Origin of the sequence: Pseudooceanicola atlanticus, from assembly GCF_000768315.1 — a bacterium.
GTDB classification, from domain to species: domain Bacteria; phylum Pseudomonadota; class Alphaproteobacteria; order Rhodobacterales; family Rhodobacteraceae; genus Pseudooceanicola; species Pseudooceanicola atlanticus.
In genome coordinates this window covers 317396-343628 of sequence record NZ_AQQX01000001.1, presented here as the reverse complement: position 1 = coordinate 343628, position 26233 = coordinate 317396, and the positions used below count along the sequence as shown (strand labels likewise).

The 26233-nt window shown below is 62.0% G+C and carries 15 protein-coding genes, 1 tRNA gene and 1 riboswitch; of the genes, 10 read left to right on the top strand and 6 right to left on the bottom strand.

Annotated features, from left to right (window positions below; translation table 11 throughout):
- Positions 1 to 7 precede the first annotated feature (7 nt).
- A complete protein-coding gene (locus tag ATO9_RS01640; protein ID WP_162183049.1) occupies positions 8 to 11191 on the top strand; it encodes an Ig-like domain-containing protein in 11184 nt (3727 codons plus the stop codon).
- Between the two features lie 547 nt (positions 11192 to 11738).
- On the opposite strand, the gene ATO9_RS01635 is transcribed toward ATO9_RS01640, so the two are convergent.
- A tRNA-Lys gene (locus tag ATO9_RS01635) sits at positions 11739 to 11814 on the bottom strand.
- A gap of 153 nt (positions 11815 to 11967) precedes the next feature.
- Here ATO9_RS01635 and dapF point away from each other — a divergent pair.
- The 4 genes from dapF to ATO9_RS01615 all read left to right on the top strand — a co-directional run bounded on the left by dapF (position 11968) and on the right by ATO9_RS01615 (position 15441).
- Positions 11968 to 12801 carry a diaminopimelate epimerase gene (gene dapF / locus ATO9_RS01630; RefSeq protein ID WP_043744159.1) on the top strand — a complete coding sequence of 278 codons (834 nt, stop codon included), beginning with the start codon at positions 11968 to 11970 and terminating at the stop codon, positions 12799 to 12801.
- Position 12802: 1 nt separating this feature from the next.
- Positions 12803 to 14056, top strand: coding sequence for a tRNA (N(6)-L-threonylcarbamoyladenosine(37)-C(2))-methylthiotransferase MtaB (gene mtaB, locus ATO9_RS01625; protein ID WP_043744156.1), 1254 nt, complete (start codon positions 12803 to 12805; stop codon positions 14054 to 14056).
- A 99-nt stretch (positions 14057 to 14155) separates the two neighbouring features.
- Positions 14156 to 14779, top strand: coding sequence for an FMN-binding negative transcriptional regulator (locus tag ATO9_RS01620; protein ID WP_043744152.1), 624 nt, complete (start codon positions 14156 to 14158; stop codon positions 14777 to 14779).
- A gap of 59 nt (positions 14780 to 14838) precedes the next feature.
- Positions 14839 to 15441, top strand: a complete 603-nt coding sequence (locus ATO9_RS01615) for a glutathione S-transferase (RefSeq protein ID WP_043744149.1) — start codon at positions 14839 to 14841, stop codon at positions 15439 to 15441.
- 78 nt (positions 15442 to 15519) lie between these two features.
- Here the strand turns inward: ATO9_RS01615 and ATO9_RS01610 are convergent, their stop codons facing one another.
- On the bottom strand, positions 15520 to 16197 hold the full coding sequence (locus ATO9_RS01610) for an outer membrane protein (RefSeq protein WP_043744146.1): 678 nt from the start codon (positions 16195 to 16197) through the stop codon (positions 15520 to 15522).
- A gap of 229 nt (positions 16198 to 16426) precedes the next feature.
- Here ATO9_RS01610 and petA point away from each other — a divergent pair, with 229 nt between their 5' ends.
- Genes petA through ATO9_RS01595 form a run of 3 tightly spaced genes read left to right on the top strand, consistent with a single transcriptional unit; the run spans position 16427 to position 19158 of the window.
- Positions 16427 to 16996: a ubiquinol-cytochrome c reductase iron-sulfur subunit gene (petA, locus tag ATO9_RS01605; RefSeq protein WP_043744144.1), complete on the top strand. Its 570-nt coding sequence runs from the start codon at positions 16427 to 16429 to the stop codon at positions 16994 to 16996.
- 10 nt (positions 16997 to 17006) lie between these two features.
- Positions 17007 to 18347: a cytochrome b gene (gene petB, locus ATO9_RS01600; RefSeq protein ID WP_043744143.1), complete on the top strand. Its 1341-nt coding sequence runs from the start codon at positions 17007 to 17009 to the stop codon at positions 18345 to 18347.
- Between the two features lie 16 nt (positions 18348 to 18363).
- Positions 18364 to 19158, top strand: a complete 795-nt coding sequence (locus tag ATO9_RS01595; protein ID WP_043744140.1) for a cytochrome c1 — start codon at positions 18364 to 18366, stop codon at positions 19156 to 19158.
- An 84-nt stretch (positions 19159 to 19242) separates the two neighbouring features.
- Here the strand turns inward: ATO9_RS01595 and ATO9_RS01590 are convergent, their stop codons facing one another.
- From ATO9_RS01590 to thiB, 3 genes are read right to left on the bottom strand one after another with little or no spacing between them, the layout of a single operon-like run.
- Positions 19243 to 19935 (bottom strand): thiamine ABC transporter ATP-binding protein, encoded by a 693-nt coding sequence (locus tag ATO9_RS01590; protein WP_043745464.1) that lies wholly within the window; start codon positions 19933 to 19935, stop codon positions 19243 to 19245.
- Positions 19922 to 21418 (bottom strand): thiamine/thiamine pyrophosphate ABC transporter permease ThiP, encoded by a 1497-nt coding sequence (locus ATO9_RS01585; protein WP_052418027.1) that lies wholly within the window; start codon positions 21416 to 21418, stop codon positions 19922 to 19924. The genes ATO9_RS01590 and ATO9_RS01585 overlap by 14 nt, the downstream gene beginning before the upstream one ends.
- A gap of 58 nt (positions 21419 to 21476) precedes the next feature.
- Positions 21477 to 22454 (bottom strand): thiamine ABC transporter substrate binding subunit, encoded by a 978-nt coding sequence (thiB, locus tag ATO9_RS01580; RefSeq protein ID WP_043744136.1) that lies wholly within the window; start codon positions 22452 to 22454, stop codon positions 21477 to 21479.
- Between the two features lie 46 nt (positions 22455 to 22500).
- Positions 22501 to 22600: riboswitch (TPP riboswitch) on the bottom strand.
- Between the two features lie 107 nt (positions 22601 to 22707).
- Here thiB and ATO9_RS01575 point away from each other — a divergent pair.
- The gene (locus ATO9_RS01575) at positions 22708 to 23487 is read left to right on the top strand and encodes a porin (protein ID WP_081979410.1); all 780 of its coding nucleotides are present in this window, start codon (positions 22708 to 22710) and stop codon (positions 23485 to 23487) included.
- Positions 23488 to 23609: 122 nt separating this feature from the next.
- Here the strand turns inward: ATO9_RS01575 and ATO9_RS01570 are convergent, their stop codons facing one another.
- Positions 23610 to 24968, bottom strand: coding sequence for a dicarboxylate/amino acid:cation symporter (locus ATO9_RS01570; protein ID WP_238318650.1), 1359 nt, complete (start codon positions 24966 to 24968; stop codon positions 23610 to 23612).
- Positions 24969 to 25128: 160 nt separating this feature from the next.
- On the opposite strand from ATO9_RS01570, the gene aroC reads away from it, so the two are divergent.
- Positions 25129 to 26232, top strand: coding sequence for a chorismate synthase (gene aroC, locus ATO9_RS01565; protein WP_043744130.1), 1104 nt, complete (start codon positions 25129 to 25131; stop codon positions 26230 to 26232).
- Position 26233 lies beyond the last annotated feature (1 nt).

The following is a 26233-nucleotide window of genomic DNA, read 5'->3' as shown; positions in this document are numbered from 1 at the left end:
CATTTTTTTGACTATTACCACACGCCTATTGAATGACGTCCTCATCAACTCTCAAGGCTTGAGCATTTCAGCCGAAAAGCAAGGGCGCCTCGGACAGACCGTTGAAGTACTGGGCGATGTAAACGGCGACGGCTATGGCGATTTCGCCGTTTGGGGCGCCACGGCTGGTCCTGAATTCAGTGTCTTTTCGGGCAGCGGTGGCGGCGCAGTCTACTACGGTGGGCCCGACGTTTTTTCCCCTGCTGAGCAACTCCTGCAAGACGCACCAACCTTTCTTGCGTTCTCGTCCTCGACCGGGGGCACGATTGCAGGGTTGGGCGACGTCAACGGGGACGGCTTCGACGATGTTGGCGTGACCAACAACGGCGAGGGTCTTTTCGTCTTCCTTGGAGGAGCCGCCGGACTAGGCTCCACCCCTTTGGATGTGGAGGCAGATGCAGACCTTTCATGGAGCGCGACCACCCCCTTCAATCTGCAGCCGGAAGTTTACGGCGCGCTTGCGACCGGCGATTTCAATGGCGATGGCATTGCAGATATCGTCCTCGGCAACGGCGAGGGCGGCGATCAGGGCCAGGGATATGTGCGCGTACTCTTTGGCGGGCCGACACTTGCCTCGGCGGATCTCAACGCTTTGGACGGCACCAACGGGTTTGAAATACTTGGTTCAACGGCAGGGGACGACTTTGGACACTCCGTCAGTGTTGGAGACCTAAATAATGACGGCCTGGACGATCTGGTCATCGGAGCACCCAATCTAGGGCAATTCGATGACGGCGGTGTCTACGTGATCTACGGGCGCGACAGCGCCGCCGGCGACACCTTCGACAATGTCGAGGACCTTAGCTTAGGCGTGGACGGCATGTCCTTGATCCGCGGCGGTATTGCAGGTGATTCCTTCAATTACAGGGACTACCTCGCCGGTCTGAACGTCGATGCTGGTGGTGATTTCAATGGAGACGGTATCGACGATCTGACTTTCTCGGCCCCGGGCAATCTCCGGGTCTACGTTCTGGAAGGTCGCGATGGCGGCTTCGGCGGCCCGACGCTGGGAATGGCGGGAATAAATTCGATCAGTGGCGCCTCAGGGTTCGTGATGCGGAATTTCACGACGGATGACCTGCAACCGCGCTTTGCCGGCGACCTCGACGGTGACGGTATCGACGAACTTGCAATCGCAGTGGCTTTCGAACCTGCGAATGGCGGCTTCATCGCCGATAGTGGCGAAGCGGTGTTCATTAAGGGCGGCGAAGCGCGCCCGACGACGACCTATCTGACATCGTCCAGTACCAATGGCGTAACCATTCTGACCGGTGATCCCGTGACATCCGTTGCAGGCGGTCTGGACCTGACCGGCGACGGAAAAGCCGATCTGGTTCTCGGCAATTTCTATGCCCCTGTCGGCCAGGCCTCCCTGTCAGGCGAAGTAATCGTTCTTCCAGATATCAACCCAGTACAGGTGCAATTCGGGACCGATGCTGCCGATGCGTTGGCGGGCGATGCCGAGGCAAACCGGATCGATGGTCTGGGCGGGAACGATACGATCGAAGGGCTGGGGGAAAATGACACGCTCTTCGGGTCCGACGGAAACGACACGCTGCGGGGAGGCTCGGGCAATGATAGCCTGCTCGGCCAGGAGGATGACGATCGCATCGAGGGCGATGACCCCGGCGATACCACCGGTGAAGATGTTCTTTCTGGTGGCGGCGGCAACGATACGCTTGTCAGCTTGGCCGGTGTGGATACCGCACAGGGCGGCGATGGAGAAGACCTGCTGATATGGGATCGCTCGGGTCTGACAACCGGAATCACCCTGACTGTCGGTGACGTCTTCGACATCGAGGCGCGTGATGCTTCGTCTATTCTTCTCACCACTGTCCAGAACGTCGAACAGTTCGACCTTGTGCTTGGTGCTGCCGGCGATGCCGTCACCCTCGCAAGCGGGGACGACCGCGTCGACGGTCGAGGCGGAAATGACAATATTAGCGGTGGTGACGGAAACGACACGATCCTCGGCGGCGTTGGCAACGACATTCTGCGAGGCGGCGCCGACAACGACCTGCTGGAGGGCGGGCGTGGCATTGATGAGCTTTATTCGACCGAAGGGCGAGACACGCTCGACGGAGGCGAGGATGTCGATCAGGCCTACATTGATCGATCAGCTGCGACCAACGCAGTTGGTTTCCTACAGGCAGCAGATGGCTCGTTTAGGATCACCGGTGGAAATGCAGAAACCGTCACCCTGCGCAATATCGAACGTATCCGTCTGGAGGCGGGATCCGGAAACGACTCGATCAATGCATCGACCGGCTTCGGGCTTGAGGCAAGCTATTTCGACATGGGCCGAGGCGATGACACGCTGACTTTCGGCGGCCTGATCTCCGCCGCTGGAGGCTCGGGCGACGACGTCATGACTCGTGTCGATGGCGGATCGATTTTTGGGGATGAGGGAAACGATACCTTATCCCTGCTGTCAGGTGAAGGCGAGTTGTACGGCAGGGCCGGAAATGACGTCTTGTTCAATGGCGACGGTTCCAACGTTTCGCTCGTGGGCGGCAGCGGGCATGACGAACTGACAGCCCGAAGCGGCGATGACACTCTGAATGCCGGGTCGGGCGACGACACTCTCGACGCCGGTGCTGGAGCCGACATACTTAGAGGCCACCAAGGCAACGACAGCATTTCTGGGGGCAGCGGCGACGATTCGATATTGGGCGGGCTCGGCAGCGATACCTTGCTGGGTGGCGCAGGCAAAGACACGATTGAATTCGGGACTGAGGCTGACCTAGTCGATGGCGGCTCTGGCGATGACGTGATCACAGCAGAGACGAATGTCGGCCCGGACGCGACGAGCGCCCACACTCTAATTGGCGGCGCTGGCGAAGATAACCTTACCGCATCCGACAATGATTCCTCGATTGAGGGCGGCTCCGGCGACGATGTGCTTTATAGTGGCGACGGCGACGACACTCTGTTTGGTGGCGAGGGCAATGACCTTCTTAATGCCGGTTCGGGATCGAACCTTATCTACGCCGGCGCGGGTGACGACCAGATCACTATGTCAGGCCAGAACGACACCGTACGGGGTGGGTCCGGTATCGACACCGTCAGGCTGAACCTTGGCTCAGAAATCGGCAATCAAGTGGTCGACCTGGCTCGGTTCAACGTGACAGAGGTCGAAGGCGCAGAAATCACCACAGGCGGCGGCAACGATACGGTCCAAGGGCTGTCCGGAAAGGATATCATTCGCACTGGGATCGGAGCCGACAGTGTAACCAGCGGCCTGGGCGACGACCTTGTCTATGCCGGTGCTGGGAACGACTACATCGATGGCGGCGAGGGACATGACTGGCTGGACGGCGGGTCCGGGGATGACACCATTTATGGACGCGGTGGTAACGATACGCTCGTCGGTGGTGAGGGCGACGACTATATCGACGCAGGCGATGGTGCCGATCTGCTTGTCGGCGGGGCTGGGCGCGATGTCCTGACCTTTACATACGACAATGGGATGCCGGTGATCGAAGCAGATGCTGACGACATCGTCGAAGCGTCTTTTTCAACGACGCCGACGCAAGCGGCCCCCGTTATTCTTACCCGAAAGACCGGCAGCGGGTCGCCTGGTCCAGAAGAGGCGACACCGCCCGTCCCCGACATCAAGCCGACAATCATTGCGCTCGATTTCAAAGACGTCATTCGCGGCAGTGACGGCAACGACACGATCCTGGCGGGTGGCGGCGCGGACAGTATCAACGGCGCGGTTGGCGACGACATGATCCTGGGCCAGGGGGGCAACGACACACTCGCAGGCGGGCCGGGCAATGACACTCTGGTGGGTGGCAACGATTTTGCCCATGACGATGGCGAATTCGACGAGCTTCTTTATACATCGTCCTTCGCGTGGGACGGGATCGTCACCTATTCTGGTGGTGAGATGATCGTCGATGTCAGCGGTTTCGCCCGAACCGCGGCAGAGGTCGATCCAGGGTCCATCGACCGCGACCCGGTAAGCGGAGAGATCCTGTCCGGAGATTTTGTAAGCGAGGGCCGCGATGTCATCTGGGGTATGGATGCCATCCGGTTTCGATCAGCCGGCAACGGCCCAGACGCCGTGTTGACGGACTCAGTTTTCCAGATTTCATATTTGGCCGATGGGCCGAACGTTTCTGCCCTGGCTTTTGACGATACACTCAGGGCCGATTTGGCCGCGCCTGATAATTTCTCTCAGGCAGGTGGGCGGGTGGTCGAGGGCGCCGGTTCGGTTCTGACCAACGACGTGAATCCAGACGAAGATGCAGCCCGGAACGATACCAAACGCGTCGTGGGCCTGGTGAATGGTACAGAACAGGCCGATGGCAGTTTTGTCGCCACCGGCGCACATGGCACTCTTACGCTACGGACCGACGGCACCTGGCGGTACGAGTATTTCGCGGATCAAGGCGCATTGATCGATCGTTTCGAAAGGTTGAATGAAAACGCCATCGAAGAGATCGAAACCTTCACCTACGAAATGAGCGATGGCCGCTCTGCCCCCGTCACTGCTGCATTGAAGATCGAAGCCGACTATCTTGGTGCCGTGCAGGACCCGGTGCAGCAACTTGATCTGACGATCGAAGCTTTACCGGAAGTTTTCGAGGCCACCGGCTCCGACCGCGAAGTGAGCTACACTTTCCGATTGTCCGAAGCGACGGAGGGCCGGATCGACGTGGATTGGGCGTTGATCGGTGCTGAGGTCGGCGAAAACGTCGTGCTGGCCAATGACTTTGCCGATACCCAGCCCTTGAACGGTCGTCTGATCTTCGCAGCCGGTGAGCAGGAGAAAATCCTGAACGTGCTGGTGCGTGGCGATGCTCTTGGTGAATTGCCCGAGGACATACCTCTGTTCATCAATGTGACCAACCGCGAACCTGAACTGTCGGTCGCCACTCTGACCAGCGATATACCGCGGGCTACGATCATCGACGATGACGGCATTGATCCAGGCACCGGTGGCGGCACACCAGGAAAAAGCGCAGGCGTCTCTGTTACTGCCCCCATTCAGCAGGTCGAGGGGACGTCACAGACTCCCACTCAGGTGACCTTTGTCATAACGCTTTCGGCCCCCCTTGACGCTCCGGTCACTCTCGATTGGTCGCTGAGCGGCCCGGCGTCCGATGCAGCGGACCTGTCCGGCCCCGCATCAGGTCAGGTTTCATTCGCGGCCGGACAAACCACTGCAGAAATCGACGTTGCAGTCAAAGCCGACACGCTGGTTGAGTTGGATGAGGATCTGACTCTGTCGATCGTATCTGCAAGTGCGCCTGACGGAACCGCAATCGGCCTGACCCGACCTTCTGCAACGATCCGGATCGTGAATGATGACCGCGCAGAAGTGTCGGTCAGCACGCGCGATTCCATCGAAGGCGGGCCAATCTTGGTTGAGGCGACGTTGGACGCTGCAACGGATGCGGATATCCATGTGCCTTGGGAACTGATGCTGCCCGGCGGTCAACGCGGCGCGACGGCTGGTGACCTAGAAGCTGGCGCCATTACCTCGGGAATCATCACTATTGACGCCGGTACGACCCGCGGGACGGCGACGATTGATACGTTTGATGACGTTATCGACGAAAAGGACGAAACGTTCGAGGTTCGGATCGAAAGCCCGACAAATCTCGAGGGACGGGACATTTCACTGGGTAACGACAGCGCAACCGGGCAGATCATTGATGATGATGGCGTCGTCCTGATCCTGACCGCGCCTCAGGGTGTCGAGGAGGGAACCGACGTCGATGGCGTTCTTCCTTTCGAAGTCATTCTGTTCAACCCAGTCAGCGGTGAGCGAGTGACTTCGCAAACTGATATCACCGCCGATTGGAAGGTCTTTCTCGGCGCGAATCATGGCAGCAGCGCCCTTTCGGCCGATGACCTGGCCGAAGGACAGGCGCTGACTGGAAACGTGACGATCCCAGCCGGACAAAGCTCTGCTGTGATCAATCTGAATATCAACGCCGATTCCGACATCGAGGATGATGAACGTGTCACGCTACTCTTGACAGATGTGACGGCCGCAGATGGCAGCACTGTCCCCACGGCGGCGCTGACCGCGAATTCTCTAGTTCTTGATGATGACGGTATTACGGTCAAAGTCGAAAGCGCCCAGACCGAGATTGAGGAAGGCGATCCGGGCGATCCCAAAAGTGTCGAATATGTCTTCACCCGCGGCGGTGATACCAGCAAACGTGTAGTTGTCGACTGGGCCATGCAGGTCGATAATGACGAGGAACGGACCTACACCGATTATGAGTTCGTTCCGAACCACGGCTGGATCTACGAAGTCCCGGAACAGCTTTATCAGGACGGCGTCCCGGGGGTTATTCCGATCTACACGACGTTCCGCGGCTGGGACTATTTCATGACCCCGGACGATTTCGAAGCCCTGGAAAATGAGCCCTCCTGGTTCTACCTCCGCAAAGCCAATCTCGTGGTGGCAGAGCAAAAGACCGTAACCGATGCACAGACCTTCGGGAGTGCGACAACCCAGCAGACGGACCTTTCGCTGAACCATCGGATTGTCCATAATATCGACATCCGCGAAAATTCACCCGATCCGCAGCTGGACGGGATTGATATTTCTGCAATCCCCGAGCGGATTACTCTGTTCGAACACTTCGTGTCCGGTCCTGATATCGCCAGCGTCCTCGGCGGAAGTGTTACGGCCGATTATGATTTCGGCACATATGTCGACGTAATATTCGAAGACGCCACGCAGCCACAATTCCAGCTCTATCTCAGCCAGTTGGCCGAGGTGAGCCTACCGAATTTCGTCCGCCCTGGAGAGATCTTCTCAGTCTCGGTCATGAGCGATCTGTCTGATACGCAATTCGACGGAAACGTGCTCAACGGTGGCTATTCCTCAATCGGCGTAGAGGCCGGCATCTCCCTGACCAACGCGTCGCTACGAACGACGTTTTCTACCGATGAGATCGGCGGCGCGATTGCCGCTCTCTATCCCGGCCTGTCGTTCGACGAGACGATCCAGTTCAACGATATTGACGAACTGATCCAGCTTGGCCTTCTCGACGAAGACGGGAAAAGTTTTGGGGTAAAGGACCTTTTGCCCTCGGGTTCTGTCGATCCGGCGGTACTAGATCAGCTACCGGATATCACTGTCTCGTTCGAGGTTTCGGACGGTGATCCGGTCTTCAAGGTCGAAGATCTGGGGGATCGCTATTATGGCGAGGCGAACAATACGTTGGTTACCCTGAACGGCAGTGTCACAGACCTACTGCCTTACCTCGGAAACGTGCTGTCAGTATCGGCCGAGCGCTCCAAGGCAGTAACGGTGCAGGGGCAGGAGATCGAAGGCAAACTGTCCGCAGAAGCCACATTGTTGGACATCTCGCTTGCCGGCGGCCTTGGCATGCGAACGACCATGGAGTTCGAGCCGGACTTCTTCTACGCCAATGTGGAGATCGAAGGCCTTGGGGTCGAAGAAGATATGGTCATGGCGAGCGCGCCCAACCCGGCCACCTTTACCGCACCCGATGATTCCGGCGTTCTCTATGGCTCCATTTCCTACAATCAAAGCGGCAAGCTAACGCTTCGTGGCTCTATCGCGCCGACCGGGACCTATTCGATTGAATTCCTGAAAGCGCAGCTTTCAGCTACACTAGACACACCTGTCGATGAGTTCGAACTGTTCGAAGTTGAAAAAGGACCATTCCTCGAGGCGCCCGCCGCCGGCGATGGCTTCACCTCAACCGATCTGGCAAATCTGGTGATATTCGAAGCGGTAGTGCCGGACTATACGTTCACTGAACGCAGTTACGATTTCACCATCCCGGTTTTTGACCCACAAGGGATCGAGTTGACTGGCCAGGTTGTCTTCGAGCCTGGCGAGACAGAAAAAACTGTCTCGCTCGGGATCATTCCGGACGAAGATCCAGAGGTTCATGTCACGGCAAACATGAACGTCCTCGAAGCCAAGTCCAGTGACGGCAATCCAGTAAGAGTGCTGAACCAGGTCGCATCGACGCGCATCCTGGACGAGGATTATGACAACGAAGAACTGCGTGAACGGTGGGAGGAAGAACAGGACAAACGTTGGGACTACTTGGTCGAACTTTTTTCGACCAATGCTTGGATGGCAGGTGATCCCCATCTGCAAACGCTTGACGGACTTGGCTACAGCTTTCAGGTCGTCGGCGAATTCGTCCTGCTTCGCAGCACGACACAATTCCCGCTAGAAGTTCAGGTTCGCACCGAGCCATCGGAGGGCTCCAATCTTGTCTCCGCCGTGACCGCGGTCGCTATTCAACACCTAGCCACGAAAGTCACTTTGGCAATTGGACGGGATGCACCGCTCTGGGTCAATGGCACCGCACGGTTCATTGCCGACGGAGAAACCGCAACCCTGATCGGCATGGATGTGACCCGTAGCGGTGACGAATATCTTGTACGGACCAGCGCCGGCGATAACTTCGAAATCCGTCTTCAAGATGCTCACATCGATCTGTCCCCCGTTCCCTCTGGACTGCGCACACATGCTGTCGAGGGGCTTCTGGGCAATTTCGACGGCGATGCCACGAATGACTTGCAATTGGGGGACGGCACCGTCCTTGGCACCAGTCCAAGTTATTCGACGCTCTACGGTTCATTCGCGGATGCGTGGCGGGTTACAGATGCAACTTCTCTGCTGGACTACGCCGACGGAGAAACCACGGCAGATTTCACCGACCTCACCTTCCCGGCCGCTCATGTAACATTGGAAGACCTGCCCGACGATGTCGTCGCAGCCGCAACTGCTGCTGTCGATAGCCGTGGTATCACCGACCCCCAGATCCGTGAGAACGCGATACTCGATTACGCGCTCACCGGTGACGCGAGCTATATCGACGGTGCAAGCCGCCTAAGCCTTCAATCTTCTGGCAGCCCAGATCGCGTTACTGTCGCCGCGGCGCCCGATCTGGGGGCTGCCGTTTCGGTTCGTGCCGCTGGTGACAGTGTGACCGAGGCCGATGCCGCAGCGGCAGATATTGGGTTTGTCGTCTTCCGCTTCGGTGACGTGACGCAAGCAGCAACATTTAACTGGTCCATCGGTGGAGATGTCGATGCAATGGACCTTGCTCCGGGCCAAGCCCTGACCGGCACTGTCACGTTTGCTGCGGATCAGACCGAAGCTCTGATTTTCGTCTCCGTCGCCGATGATACCGACGCGGAGCGGGATGAAGCGCTTCGCTTGAGGATCTCTGACCCAAGCGGAACAGCGACGGTTGCCCGGGCCACATCCGAAACGCTCTTGATCAATGATGATGGCCCATTGCCGGCGACATATCGCGTTGAAACCGGGCAGCGCATCATAGAGGAAGGCGATCCCGAGACGCCCAGCGTATTGAGGATCACTGTTTATCGTGATGGCGACACCTCCGTCGCATCGTCTCTCGATGTCACAGTCAGCAATACCGAGCTTTTCTCTGATATCCCTTCGCAAGTCGATTTCGCCGCAGGAGACGACAGCGCAACGCTTGCGATACCGCTGATGGCGGACCTGGAACCTGGATCACCCAGCGAAACAGAGGTAACGATCACCACGCCAACCGGAGCTATCCTGGTACCGGTTACAGTCACCGATAGTGACAAGCCACTCATCGTAAATGATGATTTTGCATCGGTCGAAGCCGGAACCAGCACGACCATTGCTATTCTGGACAACGATAACGGCTTTGATCTTCGGCTGGCAAATTCCAACGCAGTAAGTTTGGGCCAAGCGGCCAACGGTGCCGTTTCGCTGGATCAGAGTGGTACGCGGGTCATCTACACTCCCAAAACGGGTTACTTTGGTGCAGACAGTTTCACCTACTCGCTGCTGGCAGCCAGCGGTCTGACCTCAGATGTGGCAACTGTGTCGGTCGATGTCGCTCCCCTGTCGCGCATCGCCTCGGCTATGACGGCACAGGATGATACCGTCTCAACAGCGGCGTTCCAGCCGATCACGTTCGACGTCCGTGGGAACGACAGCGGTGCTGCTGGCCTTGTTCCCGTGATCGAAGAAGGACCAGACATCGGCACGGCACGCGTACTCGGCGATGGCCGCATCCATTATTCCGCGCCCGATGACCTCACTATTCCGGTCGGCGAGGTTCGACTGACCTCGCTCAGTTACCGTGTCACCGACGGAGCCGATACCGACACAGCAATGGTATTGATTCAATTGCTTGGCCAAGAACCGGACGGGACCGTCAATGGTCTTCCGCGCCTCAACGCGCTTGTGGGTCAAGGTGACGACGACATGATCATCGGCGGCGCCGGCAATGATCGCCTGAACGGCCGAGACGGCGATGACACGCTGGATGGCGGTTCTGGTCAGGATATCAGTTTTGGCGGCAATGGCAGCGATCTGCACATTGTCCGCGACGCGGGCGACCGTGTGGTGGAACGCGCGGACTGGACCGGCCGCGACATCGTGAATGTCTATTCGGAGGTCTTCGATGAGCCCGACGCATTCGTCGAGGAAATTCGGCTCGTGGGGCCGGATGCCCGAGTGGCGAAAGGCAATCTTGGGAACAATCGCCTGATTGGAAATGACGGCGACAACGTGCTGGACGGTGGCCGTGGGGCGGACTTGATGATCGGCGGAGCAGGGGATGAACGGTACGTCATCCGCACTCGTGGCGATGTCGCGCTTGAAGAGGCCGATGCCGGCATCGATTTTGTCATGGCGCATCGCAATCATGCGCTCGAGGCCAATATCGAATGGCTTGCGCTCGCCAAGGTCGAAAAGAAGGATGGGTCTCTCCGAGATCTGAACGCAGTTGGCAACGATCTGAACAATACAATTGTTGGCAATATGCAGAACAATACGCTGATCGGACGTGGCGGTTCCGACACGTTGAAAGGCCAGGGAGGAGCCGACACATTCGTCTTCGACAGCTTCATAGGTAAGCGCTCTGACCGGATTGTCGATTTCGACGCTGCCGAGGGCGATCGTATCGTTCTGAGTGCGGACCTGTTCGGCCTGACACCAGGCGCACTGACGCCTGAGCTATTCACAATGGCCGCAGCCGCCACTGGATCGGATTACCGACTGGTCTTTGATGGCGCGCTCAACGCCCTCAGCTTTGATCCGGATGGGGATGGAGCAAGGGCCGAACGTGTGATCGTCCGCATGGATGGAGTCGATGTACTGACAGCAGATGATATCTTCGTGGTATGATCCACACCCAAAGCCGTTGCACCCCGCTTGCAAGCCATTTCATGCGGGGTGTCACAGACGTCGAAGACCTAGATATCCGCGGCCGTCGCGATTGCATTCTGTTCGAACGTGGCGACCAACATCTGCGAAGCTGCGCCCGTGCCGTCGGGGTCGTACCAAAGCCGTCCCGTTGCTTGGTCAAAGACAAACCGATCATCCAGATCGGATGCCGCAATCCCGACGGCAAATGCGCTTCAGGCCAAGGCCCCAGAACCGAGCCCTCCGAAAACGGTGCCTTTCATCTTCATAATGTCACCGCTTGCAACGCGCCCTCGACACGCATGGGAAGTGAAACTACCCAAGAGGCGAAACCGACAAGGTGACCTAGGCCAATTCTGGTAGGCGCGGTAGGCATTCTGAGCGGCCTCATCGGAGGCTAAAAGGCATCAAATGCATCCTGCCGACGAAGTGCTTTGGTTAATTGCACAATTCCTGCGAAGCACCACTTTCGTCACGTCCTAGACACGACAAAGGGCTCAGCCATCACTGGCTAAGCCCTTGAAGTAAGTGGTGAGCCGTGTAGGATTCGAACCTACGACCCACTGATTAAAAGTCAGTTGCTCTACCAACTGAGCTAACGGCCCACTAGAGCCGCCCTATTAGATATCACTCGGCAGGGGGTCAACCCCGATTTCCGGGTTTTTCCAACCTTTTCTTCAGATCGGTTCGCGGCCCGAAAGACACGCCCGGCAATCCATCCCTTTCAAAAGCCCTGCAACGCTTTTATATGCGCGCTTATGCAGACGCGCGCGATCCCCTCCAACGGTCTGCCCTTTCGCAAGATGCATGGGGCGGGCAACGATTTCGTCATCCTCGACAGCCGGGGCATGACCCCTGTCTGCACGCCGGAGATTGCCCGCAAGATCGGCGACCGGCATCGCGGCGTGGGATTCGACCAGCTGGCCGAGATTCGCGATGGCGAGGACGCCGACATCGTCATCGACTTCTGGAACAGCGATGGCTCCCGCGCGGGGGCCTGTGGCAATGCCACGCGCTGCATCGCCTGGATGGTGATGTCCGAAACCGGGCGCGACGCGATCTCGATCAGGACGACGCGGGGGATGCTGGCCGGGCGGATGATCGGCGACGAGGTCTGGGTCAATATGGGCCCGCCGCAGCTGACCTGGCAGGAGGTGCCGCTGGCTGGCGATGTCGATCTGCTTCACCTGCCGCTGGACGGCGACCCGGTCGCGGTCGGCATGGGCAACCCGCACGCGGTCTTCTTCGTCGAGGACGCAGAGGCCGTGGACGTCGCCGGGCGCGGCGCGCCGGTCGAGCGTGATCCGCTCTTTCCCGAGGCCACCAACGTGGAATTCGCCCAAGTGCGCGGGCGCAACGAGATTCGCATGCGGGTCTGGGAACGCGGCACCGGCATCACGCTGGCCTGCGGCTCAGGCGCCTGTGCAACGGCCGTGGCCGCGCATCAGCGTGGCCTCACCGATGCCAAGGTCCGGATGGAGGTCGATGGCGGCTGGCTGACGCTGGATTGGCGCGAGGACGGGGTCTGGATGACCGGTCCCGTCGCTCATGTCTTCGATGCCGTCCTGACGGCGGATTGGCTGGGGGCCTGACATGGCGAACCCGCCGATCTTTGCCACGCTCGGGTGCCGGCTGAATGCCTATGAAACCGAAGCGATGAAGGAACTTGCCGCCTCGGCCGGGGTGGAAAATGCCGTCGTGGTCAATACCTGCGCCGTCACCGCCGAAGCCGTGCGCAAGGCTCGCCAGGACATCCGCCGCCTGCGCCGCGACAACCCGCAGGCCAAGATCATCGTGACCGGCTGCGCCGCTCAGACCGAACCCGAAACCTTCGCCGCCATGGCCGAGGTCGACCACGTCATCGGCAATACCGAGAAGATGCAGCCCGACACCTGGGCCGGCCTCGCCCCCGACCTGATCGGAGAGACCGAGCGCGTGATCGTCGACGACATCATGTCCGTCACCGAAACCGCCGGGCACCTGATCGACGGCTTCGGGCGGCACCGCGCCTATGTTCAGGTCCAGAACGGCTGCGATCATCGCTGCACCTTCTGCATCATCCCCTATGGTCGCGGCAATTCCCGCTCGGTCCCCGCAGGCGTGGTGGTGGACCAGATCAAGCGGCTGGTGGACCGTGGCTTCAACGAGGTCGTGCTGACCGGGGTCGACCTGACCTCCTGGGGTGCCGACCTGCCTGCCACCCCGCGCTTGGGCGACCTGGTACGGCGGATCCTGAAACTGGTGCCGGACCTGCCTCGTTTGCGGATCTCCTCGATCGATTCGATCGAAGCCGATGACGCGCTGATGGAGGCGATCGCCACCGAACCGCGCCTCATGCCCCACCTGCACCTGTCTTTGCAGGCCGGCGACGACATGATCCTGAAGCGGATGAAGCGCCGCCACCTGCGCGACGACGCCATCCGCTTCTGCGAAGAGGCGATCCGCCTGCGGCCGGACATGACCTTTGGCGCCGACATCATCGCGGGCTTCCCCACGGAAACCGAGGCGATGTTCGACAATTCGCTCAAGCTGGTCGAGGAGTGCCACCTGACCTGGCTGCACGTCTTCCCCTACTCGCCGCGCCCCGGCACGCCCGCGGCCAAGATGCCCCAGGTCAATGGCCGCGCGATCAAGGACCGTGCCGCCCGCCTTCGCTCCGCCGGCGAGGCGCGGGTCGCCGCCCACCTGGACGCGCAGCTGGGCCATGAACGGGTGATTCTGACCGAAGGCCCGCGCATGGGCCGGACCGAACAATTCGCCGAGGTGCATTTCGACCGCGACCAGCCCGAGGGGCAGATCATCACGGCCCGGATTACCTCGCATGACGGAAAGTCATTGTCGGCCTGACCCTTTCGGCGCGATCTGCGCGCCGCTTCCACGCTATGCTTGGCTGCACCGCCGGAGACCTCCGGCGGGGATATTGAATGGCCAGATGAAGGAAGGGCGATGCACCCCAACCCGATCTATCGCGATGCCGACAGGGATCACTGCTTGAGTTTCGCCGCCGAGGTGGGATTCGGCCTGCTTGCCGTGTCGGCCCCCGATGCGCCGCCGCTGATCGCCCATGTGCCCTTCGTGCTGACCGAGGGCGGCGATGTCGAAATGCACCTCGTGCGGTCGAACCCGGTGGCCCGTGCCGCCGCAGAGGGCCTGCCCGCGCGGTTGGCCGTGCAGGGCCCGCATGGCTACATCTCGCCCGACTGGTACGGGATGGACCACCAGGTCCCCACCTGGAACTACGCCGCCGTGCACCTTACGGGCCGGCTGTCGCCCCTGCCCGATGACTCGCTGCGCGGGGCGCTGGACCGGTTATCCGATGAATTCGAGACGCGGCTTCTGCCCAAACCCGTCTGGCGGTCCGACAAGATGCCCGAGGAGGCGATGACCCGGCTGATGCGGATGATCCGCCCCTTCACGCTGACCGTCGAAGGCTGGGACGGCACCTGGAAACTGGCCCAGAACAAACCCGAAGCCGCCCGCCATGGCGCCGCCGACGGATTGCAGGCCGCGCGCATCGGCGCGGGCACCGACCAGCTGGCCGACTGGATGCGTGCCGTCACGGACGCTTAGGGCGATGGACACCCCCAACCGCCCGGCCTAACCTGCGCCCGAAACCCGGAGGAGCCCCCATGAAATTGTTCCATTCCCCCGCCTCGCCCTTCGTTCGGAAGGTGATGGTGGTGCTGCACGAGACCGACCAGTTGGACAAGGTCGAACTGATTCCCACGGCCACCACGCCGGTCGCCACGAACCCAGACCTCAAGGCGGCGAATCCCCTGGGCAAACTGCCCGCCCTGATCCGCGATGACGGGCCCACCGTCTATGACAGCCGGGTCATCTGCCGCTACCTGGACAACCTCGGCGGCGGCACGCTGTATCCCGAGGCCCGCGTCTGGGATGTCCTGACGCTGGAGGCGACGGCGGACGGGCTGATGGAGGCCGCGGTGCTGATGGTCTACGAACATCGCGTCCGCCCCGAGGACAAGGTCTTCGACGGCTGGGTCGAGGCACAATGGGGCAAGGCCATGGGCGCCGTGCAGGCGATCAACGATCGCTGGATGGGTCACCTTGCCGGGCCGATGGATGCGGGCCAGATCGGCGTGGCCTGTGCGCTCGGCTATCTCGACTTCCGTCACCCCGACCGCGACTGGCGCGTGGCCTGCCCCGATCTGGCGGCCTGGTACGCCAAGATGCAGGACCGTCCCTCCATCGCGGCGACGGCACCGGAATAAGCAGTTTCGGACCCACGAAAGCAGAAGGGCGCTGAATTTCAGCGCCCTTTGTCGTGTCCCGTTGAGGTTCGGTCTGGATCAGAAGCTGAAGCCGACACCGATATTGACCGCGTTGGTCAGGATGGTGGAGTTCAGCGACCCGCCACCGGCCAGGTCGGCACTGTTGTCGGACCAGGTGAACTGGTACTCGCCGAAAATCGACCAGCGGTCGTTGATCTGGTACTTCGCACCCGCCGTCAGACGCGCGGCGGGGCCGGTCACCTGGTAGCCATAGGTGACGTTCGCCCCCTCGGTCACGTCGACATGGGGCATCGCGAAACCGACACCGCCACTGACATAGGGCGACACGCGCCCATTGGCCCAGGCCCCGTTCCAGCGCTTGGAGACATTGGCCGTGATGATGTTGTGCCCGTCGGTGAATTCCATGCGGGAGAAACCGGCCGGCATGTCGGCGGCGGGCGCATAGACCTTGGTGTGGGTGAATTCGACGCCGAAACCGATGTCATTGGGCCGCCACCACGTGGCACGCATCCCGTAATAGGGCGGCGCGGAAAAGCTCTTGCCCTGCCATCCGATCAGGCTGCTGTAGCCGGTCGAGCCGGAGGAGGCACCGCGGGTCCCGGTGACTCGGCTGTGCGGGGCGACCTGGTAACCGGTGTAGAAGCCAAGCTCCAGTTCGGCCAGCGCGGGCGCAGGGGCCAGCGCAGCAAGGCCCAGAAGGGCGGGAGACAGGCGTTTCGCAAGTGATTTCAGCATGATCGGCTCTTGAGATGTTCTGTTGGCGGGCGGCGCGTTCCCCCCGTGCCTACACGCTCAGGGGGGCTGGCTCAAGCGCGACAGATGCGCGCCCCCCGGCTTTGTGCCCCATTGGATGCTGGACGGGGCGGAAAAGCGCCGTTAAACACCGCCTCGGACAGGCAGAGCCGCATGGACTCGGCCCCAAATTCGTATCTGGCCACAACGGCCGAAGGATGGAGCTAACCTCGTGTCCCACGCAGAAGATCACGAAGGCACCCGGAGGGACTTCCTCTACTATGCCACAGCAGGTGCAGGTGCCGTTGCAACAGGGGCGGCCGTCTGGCCGCTTGTGAACCAGATGAACCCGTCCGCGGATGTCCAGGCGCTTGCCTCGATCCGCGTCGACGTGTCCGGCCTCGAGCCCGGATCGCAGCTGACGGTCAAGTTCCTCGGGAAGCCGGTGTTCATTCGCCGCCGCACCCAGGAAGAAATCGACGCCGCGAACGACGTCGATGTCAGCACGCTGCCCGACCCCGAGGCACGCAACGCCAATATCGACGAAGGCGCTCCGGCGACCGACGTGAACCGCGCGCTCGCCAATGACGAGGGCAGCGAGGAATGGCTGGTCATGATGGGCGTCTGCACGCACCTGGGCTGTGTGCCCCTGGGCGATGGCGCCGGTGACTTCGGCGGCTGGTTCTGCCCCTGCCACGGCTCTCACTACGACACGGCCGGCCGCATCCGTCGCGGCCCGGCTCCGGAAAACCTTCCCGTTCCGACTGCCCGCTTCGAGGGCACCGAGATCGTTCTGGGCTGAGGAGGAACGCATGTCTGGAATTCCGCACGATCATTACGAGCCTAAGACCAACGGTGAAAAGTGGGTCCATTCCCGCCTGCCCATCATCGGTCTGCTCTACGACACCCTGATGATCCCCACCCCGAAGAACCTGAACTGGTGGTGGATCTGGGGCATCGTCCTGGCCTTCTGCCTGGCGCTGCAGATCGTCACCGGCATCGTCCTGGTGATGCACTACACCCCGCATGTCGACATGGCATTCGCCTCGGTCGAACACATCATGCGTGACGTCAACGGTGGCCACATGCTGCGCTACCTGCACATGAACGGCGCCTCGCTGTTCTTCTTTGCCGTCTACATCCACATCTTCCGCGGTCTTTTCTACGGTTCCTACAAGGCGCCGCGCGAAATCACCTGGATCATCGGCATGATCATCTACCTGCTGATGATGGCGACCGGCTTCATGGGCTACGTTCTGCCCTGGGGTCAGATGTCCTTCTGGGGCGCGACCGTGATCACCGGCCTCTTCGGCGCCATCCCGTTCATCGGGGAAACGCTGCAGACCTGGCTGCTGGGCGGACCGGCCGTGGACAACTACACGCTGAACCGCTTCTTCTCGCTCCACTACCTGCTGCCCTTCGTGATTGCAGGCCTGGTGATCGTCCACATCTGGGCGTTCCACTCGACCGGCAACAACAACCCGACGGGCGTTCCGGTGCGGACCGGCTCCAAGGAAGAAGCCGAGAAAGACACCCTGCCCTTCTGGCCGTACTTCGTGATCAAGGACCTGTTCGCGCTGGCCGTGATCCTGGCCGTGTTCTTCGCCATCGTCGGCTTCATGCCCAACTACCTGGGCCACCCCGACAACTACATCGAGGCGAACCCGCTCTCGACGCCGGCGCACATCGTGCCTGAATGGTACTTCCTGCCCTTCTACGCGATCCTGCGGGCCTTCACCTCGGACGTGTGGATCGTGATGATCTCCAGCTGGATCACCGGCGGTATCATCGACGCGAAGTTCTTCGGCGTGCTGGCCATGTTCGGCGCCATCGCCGTGATGGCCCTGACCCCCTGGCTCGACACCTCGTCGGTGCGCTCGGGTCGCTATCGCCCGATGTTCAAGTGGTGGTTTGCCCTGCTGCTGGTCGACTTCGTCGTCCTGATGTGGTGTGGCGCGATGCCGGCGGAACCGCCCTACTCGACCATCTCGCTGATCGGGGCCACCTACTGGTTCGCCTACTTCCTCGTGATCCTGCCGCTGCTCGGCGTGATCGAAAAGCCGCTGGCCCAGCCGGCGACCATCGAAGAAGACTTCAAGGCGCACAAGTCCAAGCACGGCGGCACCAAGACCGTCGGCACCCCTGCCGAATAAGGAAAGGACAGAGATCATGTTCCGCAAAGTCACTCTCTCTGCCCTCGCAGCACTGGCGGTCTCCGCCGGTGCAGCCACCGCGGCAGGCGGCGAAGGTCACACCCACGACGTGGACTTCTCCTTCGAGGGCCCGTTCGGCGCCTATGACGAAATGCAGCTGCAACGCGGCCTGCAGATTTACACGGAGGTCTGCTCGGCCTGCCACGGTCTGCGCTACGTGCCGATCCGCACCCTGCATGACGAAGGCGGCCCCGCGCTGCCTGAAGATCAGGTGCGCGCCTACGCCTCCCAGAACTTCGAAGTGTTCGACGAGGAGTTGGACGATTTCCGCCCGGCCACCCCGAACGACCACTTCCCGATGTCCAACCTGGAAAACGCACCGGACCTCAGCCTGATGGCCAAGGCCCGTGCCGGGTTCCACGGCCCCTACGGCCTGGGCATCAACCAGTTCTTCCAGGGCATCGGTGGTCCGGAATACATCGTCAGCCTCCTGACCGGTTACACCGGCGAGACTCGCGAACAGGCCGGCGTCACCTTCTACGAGAACACCGCCTTCCCGGGCGGCTGGATCGCGATGGCCCCGCCGCTGGTCGGTGAAGACGTCGAATTCGCCGACGGCCACTCGAACGAGCTGCACCACGAGGCCGAAGACGTCGCTGCCTTCCTGATGTGGACCGCAGAGCCCAAGATGATGGCGCGCAAGCAGACCGGTTTCGTCGCCGTTGTCTTCCTCGTCATCCTGGCTTCGCTGCTCTACCTGACGAACAAGCGTCTCTGGGCCCCGCACAAGGGCAAGAAGAAGACCGCCTGATCCGTCATCGGACAGCACCAGAACAAGAAACCCCCGCCCTGATCGGCGGGGGTTTTTCTTTGTCCTGTCACGGGCGGGGCCGGTTCAGCCCAGGTAATCGCGCAGCGCCTCGGGCGGGTTGTCCAACAGGGCGCGCGTCGGGGCCGGTTCCGCGGCAACGCCATCGGCAACCACGCTGATCCGGTCGGCAATCCGCGCCGCATCGCCGGGATCGTGGGTCACCATCACGAGGCTCGCCCCGGTTTCACCGATCACATCCCGCACGAGGTCCAGCATCTCGGTTCGCATCGCCGGACCAAGCGCCGAAAACGGCTCGTCCAGCATCAGGACGGGGCGGCGCATCACCAATGCCCGCGCGAGGGCGGCGCGGCTCTGCTGTCCGCCCGACAGCGATCCCGGCTTGCGCGTCTGGAACCCACCCAGCCCGACACGGTCCAGGGCCTCGCCGACCTTGGCGCGGTCTTCACGGGTCAGTCGAAGGTCGGGCCGCAGGCCCAGCCCGACATTGCGGGCCACGTCGAGATGCGGGAAGAGGTTCGCATCCTGGAACAGCATCGCCACGGGCCGCTGCCCCGGTGCGATCCCGGTCAGGTCCCTGTCCTGCCACAGGACGCGGCCCGCAACGGGCTCCAGGAACCCGGCGATGCCCGCCAGCAGCGTCGACTTCCCCGCCCCGGACGGCCCGATCAGGGCCAGCGTCTCGCCGGCCGCGAGGGTCCAATTGGCGGTCAGGGAAAACGCCCCCTGTTCCAGGCGCAGGTGATCAAGTGTCAGCATCGCGTCCCATCCGGTCGAAGGCGAAGAAAAGCCCGAAGCAAAGGAAGGTCAACAACAGGCTGCCGCCCGCCGCCGCCTCGATCTGGTAGCTGCCCATCAGGCGATAGATTTGCAGCGGCAGGGTCGCCGCATCCGGTGGCGGGAACAGCGCGATGACGCCAAGATCCCCCATCGACAGCGCCGCGCACAGCCCCGCGCCAAAGCCCAGCGACCGCCGCAGGCGCGGCAGGATCAGCCATCGCATCCGCGCCCAGCCCGTCATGCCCAGGCTGTCCGCCAGGCGCCCGTAATCGGCCTCGATCGCGCGCAGCTCGGGGCTGATCGCTCGCAGCACGAAGGGCAAGGCCATCGCGGCGTTGACGATCGAGGTGATGACCAGCACATGATTGCCGGGAAAGGCAAAGGGCCGGATCAGCAGGAACATCCCGGTGCCCAGCACCAATGGCGACGCGGCCAGCGTGATCAGCCCCACGCCCTCCACTACGTCACGGCGCGGCAGGGCCAGGGCAAAGGCCAGCGGCACCGCAACCAGCGTTGACCCCAGGGCCACGAGGATCGACACACCCGCCGCCTGCCAAACGAGTAGCGGCATCGACAGCAAGGTCGCCCCGCCCTGCACCAGCACCAGAATCAGTGGCGTCACGATGAAGACCGCAGTCAGCGCGATCCACGCCGCATCGCCCCGCGCCGCCCAGGGCCCGCCGTCCCAGCGTTGGACCGGTCGGTCCAGCCCGCCGCCCATGCCCCGCCCCCGCGCCAGCACCAGCGCCAGCCCGGCGGCGCCTGCGACGATGCCCAGTTGCAGCGCCGACAGCACCGCCGCCTTGCCCAGGTCGAAATCGAAGCTGAAAGCCTGGTAGATTGCCAGCTCCACGGTCGTGGCGGCTGGTCCGCCCCCCAGGATCAGCACGACGGCAAAGCTCGACAGGCAGACGGCAAAGATCACCGCCAGAATGCCCGGAACCCGCTGCCGCAGCATCGGCCATTCGATCAGCCGGAACATCGCGCCCGGCGGCATGTCCAGCTGCGCGGCCAGGCGGAAGCGTTCGGTGGGAATACCGCGCCAGCCCTCCAGCAGCAGCCGCACCGCCAGCGGCAGGTTGAAAAAGACATGGGCCAAAAGGATCCCGTGCAGCCCGAACACGTCGATCCGTTCCAGCCCGATCAGGGCCAGCCCCTGGTTCAGCAGCCCGTTGCGGCCAAAGATCGCCAGAAGCCCGGCAATGGCCACGATCACCGGCAGGATGAAGGGCGCCCCCATCAGCAGGATCAGCGCCTGCCGACCGGCAAACCGCCGTCGCGCCAGCGCGCGCGCCACCGGGATCGCCAGCCCGCAGCTCAGGATCGCCGACAGCGCCGCCTGCATCACCGTGAAGCGCAGGGCCGCCCAATCGGCAGGCGAGGGCATACCGGCCCCGCCGGCACGCCACAGGACGGCCCCCAGCGGCCCCAGCAGCAGCATGGCGACCCCAAGGGCCGCCATGCTACCGATCCAGAGCTCTGCGCGTCTCAACCCCGTCTCCGGGGGCGGACGGCCCGGCTCAGCGCGACAGGGCGTTGCGCCATTCTTCCAGCGCCTCATTGCGGGTCTGCGCGACCTCTTCCGGGGCCAGCAACAGCGCCTTGGACGGCTCGATCAGCCCGTCGAACCCGTCGGGCAGCCCGCCCTCGGGCGATACGGCCGGGTACATCCAGTTGGTCGTGGGCAGCACGCCCTGCGCCGTGTCGGAGACGAGGAAATCGAGGAAGGATTTCGCCAACTCCGGCTGATCGGTCCCAGCGACCATCCCGGCGACCTCGACCTGCATGTAATGGCCTTCCTCGAAGGGCAGCGCGACCTTGGTCGCGTCATCCTCGGCGATGATGTGGTAGGCGGGCGAGGTCGTGTAGGACAGGACCAGATCGCCCTCGCCGTCCAGGAACATGCCGTAGGCCTCGGACCAGCCGGGGGTGACCGTCACGATATTGTCCGACAGCTCCTCCCAGATGGCGGGGGCCTCGTCGCCATAGGCCGCCTTGACCCACAGCAGCAGCCCCAACCCGGGGGTGGAGGAGCGAGGATCCTGGATCAGCACGCGCTGATCGCTTTCCGCCAGCGCACGGAAGTTTGCAGGCTGCGGCGCGCCATCCTGGCCGATGAAGGCGAAATACCCCCAGTCGAACGGCACGAACAGATCATCCGTCCATTCGATCGGCAGATCGTAGTCGGCGCTCACCTCGTGCGGGGCGAAAAGGCCCGTTTCATGCGCTGCGGCGGTCAGGTTGGTGTCGAGGCCCAGGACGATATCCGCCTCGGTGCTTTCGCCTTCCAGCCGCAGCCGCGACAGCAGCGCGGCGCCGTCGCCCACGGTGACGAAATTCACGTCACAGCCGCAGGCTTCCTCGAACGCCGTTTCCAGCTGCGGGCCGGGCCCCCATTCGGTGGCGAAGCTGTCATAGGTGTAGATGGTCAGGACAGGGGTCTCTGCCGCGGCTTGCGTGGCAAGGACCAGACCCGTTGCGTAGATCAGATGCTTCATCGCATCCTCCTTTCAGTGCTACGGGCGAAAGAAAGAGTGCGGGACATCTGCGCCGCGTCACCTTCCCTCCGCCGGAATTAACCGGTTCAGGTTCAACGGGTTCGCAGGATTGCATCTCAGCCCAAAGGGCACCCCGAGGTAGGCAAACAGCTAGTGCAGACGCGCGGGCTTGGCAAGCGGGGTACTCATTTACCTTTGAACCACGAGCGAATCGGCGGAAGATGACCCAACGTCAACCTCTGGGAGTGAAATCATGCACAGGATTTCAATGGCCAGCCTGGTGGCCATCGCATGGGCCGGCACCGCCGCGGCCCAAATGGAAAGCGGATACGGGTCGTCCCCACGTGTCGAACCGATCTTCAAATTCGAATTGGACAAGTTCGACGGCGGACAACAGGTCGACCTGACCGAAATCGGGGCCGGTCTGCGATTGCGCTGGACGCCGCAGCTCGAGCTCAACGTGGGCATTGCCCACACCCAGATGGAGGCGTTTGGCGGGCTTGATTTCGGCACCACGACCGGCACGATCAACGCAAAGTACGAATTCGCACCCGGGTTCAAGCTGGGCGGATATTACCAGTACCACGACACCGAGACGCCGGCGAATTTCTCGCCGTTCCACGGCTACGGGCTGGAGGTCGAATACGATACCGGTCCCTTCGGTGCCGGGGCCTATGCCGGTGTTCTGTCGGGCAACAATATCGCGACGCCGTCGGACAATACGACCTGGGGCATCTGGGCGTCCTACGACATCACCCCGCAATGGAGTGTCGGGCTCAGCTACCAGGAAGACAGCCTGGATTTCCGCGCCCTCGACACCTCGACCTTCAATGCCGAGGTCGCCTTCACCCCGGACATCGCCGGCGATCTCGACCTGAAGTTCTACGGCAAGGTCGGCCAGCACCGGATCAACGGCACGAATTACGACACCGTCGGCTTCGGCATCAAGGTCGAGTATGGCAATGACGACAGCGACATGATCGACGATATCGACATCCGGTCCTCCGCGCTCAGGGCCACCTATTCCTTCTGATCCCGCCGCAGATCAGCGGGGCCACTCACGGTCGGACCTTGCGGCACACAAGACCAAGACCCCAATGGAAAACGCCCCGCCGAAACCGACGGGGCGTTCTCTTTGCTGGATCGCGCAGGGCGTCAGTGCGGTTTGGCGTATTGGGCCAGTTCGCGCTCTGCCTCCTCGTCGATGTCCAGTTCATCGCTGGTCATCATGCCCGCGTCTGGATCGTTGAAGACCGCCATGTCGATCTTGTCCTCGCCCTTGGCCACGATGGTCGACACCACGGCATCCCCGGTGATGTTCACGGCCGTGCGGATCATGTCCATCAAGCGGTCAACACCCAGGATGAGGGCGATCCCCTCGATCGGCAGGCCAACCTGGGTCAGCACCATGGTCAGCATGACCAGCCCGACGCCCGGCACACCCGCGGTCCCGATGGAGGCCAGCACCGCCATGCCGATCACGGTGATATAGCCGCCGAGACCCAGCTCGACGCCATAGACATTGGCCAGGAACACCGTCGCCACGCCCTGCATGATCGCCGTGCCATCCATGTTGATCGTCGCACCGAAGGGCACGGTGAAGGAGGCCACGGAATTGTCCACGCCGACCCGTTCGGTGACCGATCGCAGCGTGACCGGGATGGTCGCGTTGGACGACGCGGTCGAGAAGGCGAAGATCTGAGCCGGACGCATCTTGCGCATGAAGATGAACGGGTTCAGCCCCGAGAAAATCTTCAGCAGGATCATCAGCGTCACGAACAGGTGCAGGAACAGCGCCGCGACCAGCGTGATGACATAGGCCAGCACCGGGCCGAAGAGTTCGATCCCCTGTTCGGTGAAGGTCTTGGCGATCAGGCAGAAAACCCCGATGGGCGCAAAGGCCATGACGATGGTGACGACCTTCATCATCACTTCGTTCATGTATTCGCAGCCCTCGATGAACCCCTTCGACTTGCCGCCCAGCATCAGCACCGCGACGCCCAGCACCACGGTGTAGAAGATCACCTGCAGCATGTCGCCATTGGCAAAGGCCGCGATAGGGTTGGTCGGCACGATGGCCGCGAAGACATTCCAAACCGTCGGGGCCTCCTTGCCGGTGACGCCAGAGGTGTCGATGCCCTCCATGTTGAACCCGTTCCCCGGCCCCACGATCAGCGCCAGGATGATCGCGATGGAAATCGCAAGCCCGGTGGTCAGGATGTAGAAGACCAGGCTCTTGCCACCGACGCGGCCCAGGACCCGGATATCGCCGATCCCGGTCACACCGCAGATCAGCGAGAAGAAGACAAGCGGCACGACAAGCATCTTCAGGGCGTTGACGAACATCTTGCCGATCATGGCAAACAATCCGCCCGCGATATGCGTGTTGATGAACTCGCTGTCGATCACGTTGAAGATCACGCCGAGGACCAGCCCCGCCGCCATCCCTATCAATACTTTCACGGTCAGGGACATCTTGCCCCCGCCACCCGGTGTCGCCGTCATCTCGGCCATGGGAACCTCCACCATTGGTTGTATGACGCCAGTTTGACACGCGATACGGGGAATCCTGAGAAAAAATGACAACCGGATTGCATATTTACCTCTCAAAGGCGGAATTGCGCCCTCTGAATGGATGCGGTAACCGGGTCCGGACCAATTCAAGAGGCCTCATATGTCCCTCAACAGCTTCGGCCACCTGTTCCGAGTCGCCACCTGGGGCGAAAGCCATGGCCCCGCCCTTGGCGCGACCGTCGATGGCTGTCCTCCGGGCGTGGCCATTGATGCGGACACGCTGCAGCACTGGCTGGATCTGCGCAAACCGGGGCAGAACAAGTACACCACCCAGCGGCGCGAAGCCGACGAGGTCGAGATCCTGTCGGGCGTGTTCGAGGGTCGTACCACCGGCACCCCGGTTCAGCTGATGATCCGCAACACGGACCAGCGGTCCAAGGATTACGGCGACATCGCCGAGAAATTCCGCCCCGGCCACGCCGATATCACCTATTGGCAGAAATACGGGATCCGCGACTATCGCGGCGGCGGCCGGTCCTCGGCCCGTGAAACGGCGGCCCGCGTCGCCGCCGGCGGTCTGGCCCGCGCGGCGCTGGATCACCTGGCACCCGGGGTCGAGATCAAGGGCTACATGACCCAGATGGGCCCGCACGGGATCGACCGCGACCGTTTCGACTGGGACCAGATCGACCAGAACCCTTTCTGGACCCCCGACGCCAAGGCGGCCGAGGACTGGTCCGCCTACTTGGACGAGTTGCGCAAGAGCGGCAATTCCGTCGGGGCCATCATCGAGGTCGTGGCGCGCGGCGTGCCCGCGGGCCTTGGCGCGCCCATCTACGGCAAGCTCGACACCGACCTCGCCTCGGCGATGATGTCGATCAATGCCGTGAAGGGCGTCGAGATCGGCGAGGGCATGAACGCCGCCTGCCTCACCGGCGAGGACAATGCCGACGAGATCTTCATGGGCAATGACGGCCAGCCCGTCTATTCGTCAAACCATGCAGGCGGGATCCTGGGCGGGATTTCGACCGGGCAGGACATCGTCGTGCGCTTCGCGGTGAAACCGACCTCGTCGATCCTGCGCCCGCGCCAGACGATCACCAAGTCCGGCACCGCGACGGAAATCGTCACCAAGGGCCGCCACGACCCCTGCGTCGGCATCCGCGCGGTGCCCGTGGGCGAGGCGATGATGGCCTGCGTGATCCTCGATCACCTGCTGTTGCATCGCGGCCAGATCGGCGATGCGGGGGGCAAAATCGGCTGAC